The organism is Paraburkholderia graminis (assembly GCF_003330785.1).
In the GTDB taxonomy this organism is placed as follows: Bacteria; Pseudomonadota; Gammaproteobacteria; order Burkholderiales; family Burkholderiaceae; genus Paraburkholderia; species Paraburkholderia graminis.
In genome coordinates, this window is the sequence record NZ_CP024935.1 from 2,972,151 (window position 1) to 2,982,346 (window position 10,196).

The following is a 10,196-nucleotide window of genomic DNA, read 5'->3' on the forward strand; positions in this document are numbered from 1 at the left end:
TGAGCGTCATTCGCAATATAGCTGGGAAAGAAATCATCTATGAGCGGTCAGCGCGAAGCTTCCGCAGGGACTCCGAGGAGCAGGAAATCCAGGATGCGTTTGCTAGTTGAGCACAGCACAGCATCCAGCGACCCGACGAGCCTTTCGTCGCAAGCTCGGTCCTGTTCGATGCTTGGTTGCTTAAAGCGTGGGCAGCGGCTCAACGTTGGGGAACCGTTAAGTCGGGCAACCTAGTTGTGTCGCAAGGTCGTTTAGGTCCGCCGCCTCATAATCCCATGACTGTTCAGCGCGTAAGTCGCTCTGTTGGCCGGGGCCATGTTCGACTGGCCTAAGGACAAACGCGGTCTTCAGGCCGCATTGACGCGCTGCCGCCAAATCGCCGTTATGCGCCGCGACCATGCAAACCTCGGCGGGGCTAAATCCGAGAATATCGGTTGTGTCAGCATAGACTTGCGGCGATGGTTTGTACGCTCTGACTACTTCCGCGCCCAGAATGGCGTCCCAAGGAAGCGCGGCACGCTTCGCCATGTCCACCATCAGTCTAATATTTCCATTTGAAAGCGGCGCAATAATGAATTGACGCTTGAGCCTCAATAGCCCTTCCACAGAATCGGGCCAAGGGTCTAGCCGATGCCAGGCAAGGTTCAGCTCGTCAAGTTCGTCGGCGGTGACCGAGTCGATGTCAATGCCGAAGCTGCGCAAGACCTTGACCAGATTCTCTTTGTGAAGAACGTCAAGGCGGACAAACGACCGTCGTCCACTTCTAATTTCTTCCATAGCGGGCGAGTATTCGCGTCGCCATGCATCTGCGAACTCGGTGGCGTCGACGGCCATGTTGCGACGGCTGAGAAACGGGCCCACATGTCGCGCAACACCGCCTCGCCAATCAACGACGGTGCCAAAGACATCGAATAGAAGAGCTTTGATTGCGGAATCCTTGGTCATTTCCTGAACGTCTCCCTCGGCGCACTGGACAAGTCTACTCGCCCAGCGCTGTAAGAACCAAGGCAGCGTCTACAAGGCGATAGGACAGGTGCCCGCCAAAGTTTTTGAGTGGAAAGCAGAAGTTGTGCGTCTCGGCATTTACCGCCACGACGTGCGCGTTCGGGCCGATATGACCGCCACCCGGTTTCGAGACCGCGCCAGCTCCCACTCGAAACATTGAGACCAGACCCGCGGGCCGGCGACATACCCGAATGCATAAACGGCTCCCGGGAAGACCTCCATCACCGCTATGAGTATCAGCAAGCCAACGTCTCGCTTTAGAGTGCGCATACTTCCATGCAGCGTCCTGCCAACCTGAATGCATAGACTTGCGCGAACTTCGCGGCTACGGATTCGGAGCGGGCAAGAATGGCCCCCGCCTATAATCACTATCAAAAGTTGGGAAGCGCCGTCGCGGGGAACTGCTGGAACGTAAGTGGAGGTCGGATGCGATGCAACGGTTGCAGATGTTGTAGTGGGCTGGAGCAGCAGTTCGCTCCGCCGTTAGATGCTTGGAGGCTCAACAATGAGGCGGCGTCGTGACTACAGACTCCAAGAAAAGTAGCATTGCTGCGCTGACGCTGGCTGCCATTGGAATTGTGTACGGCGACATTGGAACCAGTCCGCTTTACACAATGAAGGAGGTATTCGCGAAACATCACGGTCTTTCGCCTGTCCCCGTCAATGTGCTGGGGGTGGTCTCGCTGATTTTGTGGGGCCTCATAATCGTGATTTCGCTCAAGTACGTAACTCTTGTTTTGCGGGCGGACAACCGAGGGGAAGGCGGCATTATGGCGATGACCGCGTTAGCGCTATCGTCGGTCACTCAGAAGTCCCGTTGGTACTACCCGGTGATGCTGCTTGGCATGGTCGGCGCAGGGCTGTTTTTCGGCGACGGTGTGATTACGCCAGCCATTTCAGTGTTGTCGGCCATTGAAGGGTTGGAAGTGGCCGCACCTGCTCTTAAGCCGTATGTTATCCCTGTGACATTGGCCGTTCTGGTTGCACTGTACTTGTTGCAGCGCAGGGGCACAGCTGGTATCGGAAAATGGTTCGGCCCGATTGTGCTGGTCTGGTTCATTACGCTTGCTGCGATGGGCGTTGCTAATATCGCTAAGAACCCGGTCATTCTGATTGCCTTCAATCCGCTCCACGCCCTCGGCTTTCTCATCCACAACGGGTGGTTGGCCTTCGTCGCCCTCGGTGCAGTTGTCCTGGCGCTCACCGGTGCCGAAGCGCTGTATGCTGACATGGGCCATTTTGGCAAGAAGACCGTTCGCTTAGCCTGGTTTTCTATCGTCGCTCCCGCGCTGGCACTCAACTACCTCGGGCAAGGCGCCTTGCTGTTATCGAATCCGGCAGCGGTTTCGAATCCTTTCTTTCTGCAACTTGGCCCTTGGAGCGTCTATCCGCTGGTCGTGCTCTCGACGATGGCGACCGTTATCGCATCGCAGGCGACAATCTCTGGTGCATTTTCAGTGACTCAGCAAGCTATCGCGCTGGGCTTCCTGCCCCGTATGCGCATCCGCCAGACCTCTGAAAGTCAAAAGGGGCAAATCTACATCCCACTCGTCAACTGGCTCCAGCTAACGGCTGTCATATTGGCCGTCGTGGGATTCGGCTCGTCTTCCAATTTAGCTTCCGCCTATGGCATTGCTGCGACCGCTACGATGTTGACGACGACGCTGCTGACGTTCTTCGTTGTTCGTTTCGGCTGGAAATTTCCGCTGTTGCTTTCGGTCGCAGCGACCGGATTCTTTTTGACGATTGACGTCGCTTTGTTCTCTTCCACGAGTTTGAAAATCATTAGCGGCGGCTGGTTTACGCTAACAATCAGTGCGCTGATGGTCATGCTCATGCTGACGTGGCGTAGAGGGCGCGAACTGGTATTCCAAAGCCTGCAACGCCAACTCATCCCTCTCGACGAGTTCCTCCAGTCGCTCTTCATCAATCCACCACTGCGCGTGCCTGGTACGGCCATCTTCTTCCGTGCGGAAGGTGACGGCGTACCCCATGCGCTATTGCATAACCTACTGCATAACCAGGTGCTACATGAACGAACGATATTTTTGACTGTGTACGCCACCGACATCCCCAGAGTTCCGGATAGGGAACGCATCAAGGTGGTCCCGCTTGGACACCACTGCTATCAAGTCAACGTCTACTATGGGTTCTCGGATGAGCGCGACATACCACGCGCTTTGCAAGAAGGTCGGCATGCTGGACTCTCGATTGACCCGATGCAAACCTCCTTCTTTATCGCCCGCCAGACAGTCCTCGCCACGCCGAAATCCGGCATGGCGCTATGGCGGGAGGCCTTGTATTCCGCGATGTCTCGCAACGCTCGCGACGCGGCTGATTACTTCAAGATTCCGCCCAATCGGGTCATCGAACTGGGAGCGCAGGTAGAGATTTGAAGGGTAATGCTCGACTCGAGCGAAGAGTTTCGGCTCCGTCCTTGGCAACCTCACGTTGGGAAAAATGGCGATAGTTGGCTGTACCACGCTTGGAACGAGGCCAACCGCTCCACGAGCATTGAGCGCCGGCCTCCGTTAGGAACGAACGCCTGCGATATAGGTGGCGGGCGCGCAACATCCGGGAAATCTCCAACAGCCGCTAACCAGCCGAGACGCGCGACTCCGAGGGCAGCGACGACGGTTGGCACGTCGGGGCCTATGATGAAATGACTGACGTTCCGCTGTCGCGGCATGCGCTTCTTTTCCGCCAGTCTGCGGTTGAAGTTGCCACTCGGAGTCGCCAGAAGGAGGCGGTCGCCTGAGTTCACTACGATGGTCGCTTGTCGGGGGCCGGATGTCCTAGTGTGAGCCGCCGGTTCTAGCGATGCGCATAGAGTGGCAGAAAAGGGTCCTTCGACCGCGGAGCGCCTTCGCTCGTGGGCCGCGAGTCACCGCTTCCAGCGACGGGCGACGGGCATTGCGGGATATCGGAGCAAGGGGTAGAAAGGCTCAACATCTTCGAGAAGCTGTCCGCTGCGCGCGCGCGCGCCGTCAAGTTGAGGGCTCCGTTGAGCCCAAGCAGCGTATCCGTTGTTTTCAGAATTGAACTGTGGTCGTACACCGAATGGTCTATGGTGCCAGCAGGAACGAATGGAGAGACGACGATGGCCGGTACGCGTACGCCTAGCCTGTCAAACGCAAAGTTATGGGTTTTCAGGCGGCCATTTTCCGGCGAGCCCGGCGGCTCCGCATTAGGAGGTGTCACATGGTCAAAGAAGCCGCCATGCTCATCGAAGACGATGAGGAGGACACTGCTCGACCATAGTTTGCTGCCACTGATGGCATCGTACACTTGCTTGACTAACGCTTCCCCTTTTCGAACGTCGCCAGCCGGATGCATCGAATTGCCGTTCCTGAAGTCATTCTTCGCATCGTACGTTGGCTCTATAAAGATAAATTTCTCGGTCAATGAGTTATCAGCAAGCCGGGAAAGCAGCGTATCCATTCGAACGAAACGACTGAGCAGATTTTGCATCCCGTGAATACCGCGGGCCTGTGCAACGTCGCCTTGCACGATAAGCCAGTCGGCGTCCTGAAGCTTGGAGAAAACGGTCCCGTTCGGAAAAGTGAAAAGTGGCGCGTTGAAGAACACCGCTTCCACAACTTGGGCGTCGCTCGGAGAATGGTCGAGCCCGGACGAGGTGCCCGCCACGGCAAAGAAACGATTCGGCCACGTTGGTCCCGGCATCGATGCAAACCAGTTATCGCACACACCGTACTGGCGGGCCAGGAAGTTCAGTACTGGGAGCTGGTCCGGTGTGAAGGCGTTGAAAGCGTCGGCTACCGCGTCGGAATGGTCTTCGTACGTCGCGGCAAAGCCCATCGTCGAAGTGTCCGTCGCAAATGGTGGATAGCCGTTCGGGCCGAAAACGAGGGAGTCATTACGCACGGTATCTCCACTGGCGACCTGTAGCCCGCACAGTTGGACACAGGCGTCGGTAAACTCGTGTCCGGGGTCGAAGCCAAGCGCATAGGGCGCACCCTTGCCGAGTTGATAAGCCGTCCCAGCTCGTCCGAAATTGACTATGGGCGTCGCCGGCAGTCCGTTGGCGATTGTGGTCTCACCTCCCGGTGTGACTCCAGTCAGGTTTGACCATCCAAACACGCTGTCGTACGAACGATTCTCAAGCATCAGAACGAAAACGTGCTGTATTGCTGCCATAGGTCACCTCAGAACTCTCTTGGCCGTGCTCTTTCATGTTGGCGGCAAGCCAACACAGAAGGCACTCGGGCCACCGCTGTCAGTTCGACTTCGTGCCGGCTACAGTTAGGCGCAAGGAACTGGTTTATTTATATGCTGGCTTCCCGAAAACGCAATGAGAATAGTCACGCTACGCGAGGGCCCGCTGCGTCCTGTTTCGTTATCAGCGCATCGCGCCAAAGTGCTCGCGCGCCCCGCGTCGAATTGTTAGCGCTACGATTTACTGCGGCCAAGCGGCGACCGCCGTCAGAGGGAGGGGGCGGTCGCCGCATGAGAGGATGCTCGGTGGTCAATCTCCGTCGTTGGCGGGTTGCGGGAATACGTACCAACTGACGTCATCGTTCAGACACAGAAGAACAGGCCCGCGACGCTACTTGCGCGTCGAGACGTCTTGCAGGGCGCGCGCGTTATTCTTCGTCAGACAGGCGGTCAAATGCGCTGTCTCCGCGGGCACCGGTGTAAGCCACTTCTAGACTCACAACTTAGGGGTGCTCATTCGTGTTCTTCGACTCGTACAAAGCGAGCGGCGTGTTTAACGGACCGGTGAAATCACAACTCCAGACGAGAGCGTGGAGCAACGCGACTTGTTCAATGTCCTTCAGAAAACAGCACCGCTTGCGCCCTAGCGTGCGAAGCGGCACGCTCGTCCATTAGGAACTCATTGCGGTCCTTGCCTGCAATCCAAGCGGGTGCTCGCCCACGGCCGCTCCACGTTGAGCCGCTTACGGGGTCGCGGTACTTTGCTGCCAGCTCATTTGCGTGAACGCCTACCTTGCGCCCCGTCAGCTCGGAGACCGAGATGCCGTATTCACCCATCTTTTGCACGATTTCGTTCAACACGAGGAGGGTCTCTCGTTCCTTGGCTTCAGCCAGTTGCTTGTTCAATGCTTCTTGTTGTGCGCGCAGCTGAGCGATTTCAATACCCTGATATGCCATATATTCTTAACTCTTTGCCGATATCCCCGTCGATTGATTTCGGCGGATGGTTCGTAAGTATAGGTGGTCGAGATGCACGCACGTGATACGGTCGAGCGATGCGGGGACCAGCGAAGCCGGCGACGAGCCGGCCACCTGGATTGTGTTAGCTTTGTGCAGGGAGCATCCCTCCACGATGAAGGACTCAGCATCAGTGAGTCTCGCAGGTGCGCGGCCTGCCAGGTCTGCCGTCGCAAGGCAGCATATCGTCTACTGGCGCGATGAACCGTGGACTTTTATTTCGCGGCTTACTGGCATAACCACTCAGTAACCAAACGCCATTTTCCCGAACCGACCGGGTAAATAGTGTGGCTGTTTGAGGCGCTCGGCACCCTGCTTGCAGCATTTGCTCTTCAGAAAAAGCCGCTAGTGTTGCGTGTGGTCTCGCGAGGACTGAAACAAGGCGGTGACGTTCATCTCTTCGTCCAGTTCCGGCCAGTACAACTGCTGGCGGTCCAAAGAGATTGCGAAATGCCCGCGCTCCGCTGTTGTCGCTGCTCGCAGGACAGGGAACCGGTCCAGTGGAAACTGGACAGCCCGACCGTCAGCCAGGTCGACAAACAGGTGCCGGCTGTCGAAATGCACACTTACCACCCTGCAGTCCATGGCCGTCTCCTGAATGAGAAGCAACTTAAAGATAGTCCCCCGCAAGGCGCCGTACAAGAACGAATGCCAGAACGGAGGACTGCGTCCGGGGCGGGACTGAAGTGATGCGTTTCTTCATTTTCAACGCGATGTCGCCGGTCGGCGGTTTGCCAGGTGTGACCGTGGAAGTTACGGCAGGGGACGCCGACGGGATGCTTTATCGTGTGAGCGCATGACGTAGTGCGTTTGGACCACGTCCCTTCAGGCGAGTGCGAATCGTCCTTTATCCGTCGGGCTATGGGGGCAGGCTTCGACAAAAGTGCGTTGCACCGGCTGGCGCGAGCGCTCGCGCCGCTGAAGGGCGCCGTGCTGCAGACGCTAGCCGATATGGCGCTGAACCTGCTCGGCGCCGGTAGCGCCGGAATCAGTCTGAGGGAGAGCGGCACCGACGGTCTACCCGCGTTCCGTTCGGCCGCACTGTAGGGCCACTGCGGCGCCTTCTCAGGCACTATCGTCCCCGCTGACTGCAGCCTGACCGCTGTCGCGCCCTCGCTGGGTGTCGCACAACTTTTTTCATCGCCCAAACGCCCAAACGCCCAAACGCCCAAACGCCCAAACGCCCAAACGCCCAAACGCCCAAACGCCCAAACGCCCAAACGCCGCTTCGCCTGTCTGGAACACGTTGTCCCAAGTTATCGAGGAACTGGTGGTGCCGATTCCCGATGAGTCCGCGCCGTGGTGCACGCTGTGGGTGATGTCTCATGGCGAGACACGAAGCCGCGTAACCATGATGTCCAATCAATCATGACTTTGCGGCATTAGCCGCGCTGGCGACCAGGACGTGATGGCAGAAATGAAGGTCTCGCCGGAGGCCGCAGCACTTAAGCGCATCGCGGGCGCCGCACGGGAAGTCAGGCCGCGTCAGCTGCGCTGCAAAAGCATTCTGATACGCCTCGGACGTTCACAATGCTGACCCGGCCCATCAGTTCTGAAAAGGAGTATTTGAGGTACATGGGAATCCCGACGGCAGAAATTCCGGTGCGGTTGCTCGAAGCGACGTGGTGAAAGCCATCAGGTCTCGTCGCCAAAGAGCGGTTTAATGTCGGTGGCAACTCGTCTAAACCTGTCGCTGGTCAAATCCGCCAGACGGTCAGCGATTACGCCCAGAGATGGCGTAAAAAGGCGCGATGGGAGGCAGCGAGTAGAACCCGCCATGAATATTCGCTACCGCATCGGTATCGCACGCCCTATAACATAGATGCAGGGCGATTATTTCGTGTCGCGGGTCCACAAAATTCATCGGCACTGCCAGTTCGCACGCCACCTTCCGTCCGGGAACTCCGCTCGGCGCACTGCACTTCCGTCTTTTCCAACGACTTAGAGCTTTGGCCTCGGGCATCAGGCCCGCAGACCTGAAAGACGCGTGTCTGAGTATCTCAGGTGAACGACGATTCCGGCGTTCGCGAATGACCAATCACATCGATTGGAAACTCAATGTATTTCAGGAGCCAACGTGAAAACGCGACTGATGGTTGCTTCCGCAGCAGGGCTGGTTGTTTTGGCCGGCCTGGCGCATTCGCAAGGAATGCCAGATACGACACAGCCTGCCGCACCTCAAAATGCTGTGACTTCAGACGTCGCACCGAGTGCGGCGACCCAGGCATACGGCGGCATGCCCGATACGAAAGTGCAAGGCGGCGTGAAACGTGCAAGACCCTGCGGCACGACCCCACAATGCGACATCTTTTTCGGTGGGAGCTAGAAACAGACTGGCAGCGTCCGGTACAACGAGGAAAGGACCGGGCGCTCGCTTTCAGTGGAATAGTTAGAGTCGTCTTCAAACAAGGCGCGGCGCCACCGCAACTCGGGCGTAGCGGCCGTCCATCGCGTGCGCCCGGACCGAAAATGAGCGCATGTTGCCTGGATTCCCTGTGCCGTCCCAGTTCGTCTATATAACCCGTGGAACGACGATGCAAGGTCTGAGGCAGTATTGCGGCCACACGGGGATACCAGATTCCAGCGCCGTCGGAACGGGGGATAACCTTTTTGTGCGCCGGTTGACTTGCTTCTGCAGCAGGCCGGTGCCTGCGAGATGTGGTTGCTGCGCCGGTCGCGCCACGTGCTGGGCAAGCAGTCGGTCATAACGGTGCAGCCGCCGCACATGCCGAATGGCCTGGGCCTGAGTGCATCGGGGTGTCGCCCGAAGATGGAGGGGCTTACTGTAGGAAGCAGTCCGTAGCCACCGTCTCGATGGGGGCTTACGTTGGGACGACAACGGCTGTCAACGCCGCACCGTGCGCACGAATTACGGCAATCAGCTCTGAAGGCGTTATCTCATAGCGCATTTCGCGGTGTATGCCGGGCTTGCGCTCATCCACTTCCACGAGCACGACGGCTCGTCCATCGGTCGCGGGTTCCAGTCGCAGCCAGCGAATGCGGTTGCCAGCGGCGTCGTATTCGGTAATCAGCGTCATTGCGCCAAAGGCGCCTCTTGCAAGCATGGTGATTCTCCCCGTCACTCCCGATGCGCCGATTTTACCGGCTGTCGCCAACGCACCGAAGTTACGCGCGTGAGCGCAACCCACTCGTCTTTCCTGGTCAAGGGCCTGTTTCCTGCCACGGCACCTTTCGGTCGCTTCTCGCAAATCGCGCTATCCGTTTCTGCGCGCCATGCATGACGCCGACCGGCGTACTCGCAAGTTGTTCGTCGTGAACTGCCAGCAGCCGTTGTAGAACCGCAGCGTCAGCCGGGCTCACCTGCCATACGTCGGCTGCTGTTGCCAGAGCCGCGCAGCGCTCAAGTGCCGCGGCAGCGTCTCGAAACAGTGCGCCGTCGGCGGTTCCGAAGCCAGCCTCCCGAAGATACCAGGACATGTACAACACATGTATGAGGTCGCTGAGCAGGTGCCCGTTTCCCTCGCCCGCGCACAATGCGGCGAGCGCGAGGTGATTACGAAGCGACAGCGAACGGACGGACTCTAGCGTTGGAGGCAAAAGCGGAGCCTTTGTGGATGTCCTGTTGGACGTCCAATGAATTCCCTCTCTCTTTCTATTCATTTTGCATAAACAGTGTGATTCGATTGAATCTTGTGCCAGCCCCTGAAATCGATGTTGGCTGTCCCCGTTTTGAATTGAGCGGTCTTGGCTAATGACCAACTGGCAACGGATGCAGTATGAACCGATAACGGAAAGCACAGCCGTCAATTGCAATGTTTAACAATCTGATGGCAACGATTGCGCGAATATCTATGTAATGCAATGGGCGCAGCGCCGGAAACAGTTTTCCAGTAACTGACGGAGTGGGTCAATGATGACCGGCTGAAATATTTAAATTGGCGTGTCATCAGAGCGCGGCGCAGGCGGTATTGTGCGATATCCGCGTTCATCATATGATTTCGGACGCTTCAAAATTGGATTTTCCGGGGACCAGAAAG

The 10,196-nt window shown here is 57.6% G+C and carries 6 protein-coding genes; 1 reads left to right on the top strand and 5 read right to left on the bottom strand.

All coding sequences use genetic code 11. The annotated features are described in order from the left end of the window. Positions 1 to 216: 216 nt before the first annotated feature. Positions 217 to 945 (bottom strand): haloacid dehalogenase type II, encoded by a 729-nt coding sequence (locus CUJ91_RS31425; protein ID WP_114157980.1) that lies wholly within the window; start codon positions 943 to 945, stop codon positions 217 to 219. Positions 946 to 1,523: 578 nt separating this feature from the next. Between CUJ91_RS31425 and CUJ91_RS31435 the strand changes: the two genes are divergently transcribed. Beyond that, positions 1,524 to 3,401: a potassium transporter Kup gene (locus tag CUJ91_RS31435; RefSeq protein ID WP_114157982.1), complete on the top strand. Its 1,878-nt coding sequence runs from the start codon at positions 1,524 to 1,526 to the stop codon at positions 3,399 to 3,401. Between the two features lie 418 nt (positions 3,402 to 3,819). Here the strand turns inward: CUJ91_RS31435 and CUJ91_RS31440 are convergent, their stop codons facing one another. From CUJ91_RS31440 to CUJ91_RS31465, 4 genes are all read right to left on the bottom strand, one after another. After that, positions 3,820 to 5,163, bottom strand: a complete 1,344-nt coding sequence (locus CUJ91_RS31440; protein ID WP_114157983.1) for an alkaline phosphatase family protein — start codon at positions 5,161 to 5,163, stop codon at positions 3,820 to 3,822. 627 nt (positions 5,164 to 5,790) lie between these two features. Continuing rightward, entirely contained in the window at positions 5,791 to 6,138 is a 348-nt protein-coding gene (locus CUJ91_RS31445; RefSeq protein WP_114157984.1) for an H-NS histone family protein, read from the bottom strand. A gap of 405 nt (positions 6,139 to 6,543) precedes the next feature. After that, positions 6,544 to 6,783 (bottom strand): DUF2442 domain-containing protein, encoded by a 240-nt coding sequence (locus CUJ91_RS31450; RefSeq protein WP_114158119.1) that lies wholly within the window; start codon positions 6,781 to 6,783, stop codon positions 6,544 to 6,546. 2,237 nt (positions 6,784 to 9,020) lie between these two features. Next, positions 9,021 to 9,263: a hypothetical protein gene (locus tag CUJ91_RS31465; protein ID WP_114157986.1), complete on the bottom strand. Its 243-nt coding sequence runs from the start codon at positions 9,261 to 9,263 to the stop codon at positions 9,021 to 9,023. Between the last annotated feature and the right edge of the window lie 933 nt (positions 9,264 to 10,196).

Bases quoted from the DNA above. Each gene is read 5' to 3' on its own strand.
- CUJ91_RS31450 (WP_114158119.1), bottom strand. From the start codon at position 6,783: ATGGACTGCAGGGTGGTAAGTGTGCATTTCGACAGCCGGCACCTGTTT.
- CUJ91_RS31425 (WP_114157980.1), bottom strand. From the start codon at position 945: ATGACCAAGGATTCCGCAATCAAAGCTCTTCTATTCGATGTCTTTGGC.
- CUJ91_RS31465 (WP_114157986.1), bottom strand. From the start codon at position 9,263: ATGCTTGCAAGAGGCGCCTTTGGCGCAATGACGCTGATTACCGAATAC.
- CUJ91_RS31440 (WP_114157983.1), bottom strand. From the start codon at position 5,163: ATGGCAGCAATACAGCACGTTTTCGTTCTGATGCTTGAGAATCGTTCG.
- CUJ91_RS31445 (WP_114157984.1), bottom strand. From the start codon at position 6,138: ATGGCATATCAGGGTATTGAAATCGCTCAGCTGCGCGCACAACAAGAA.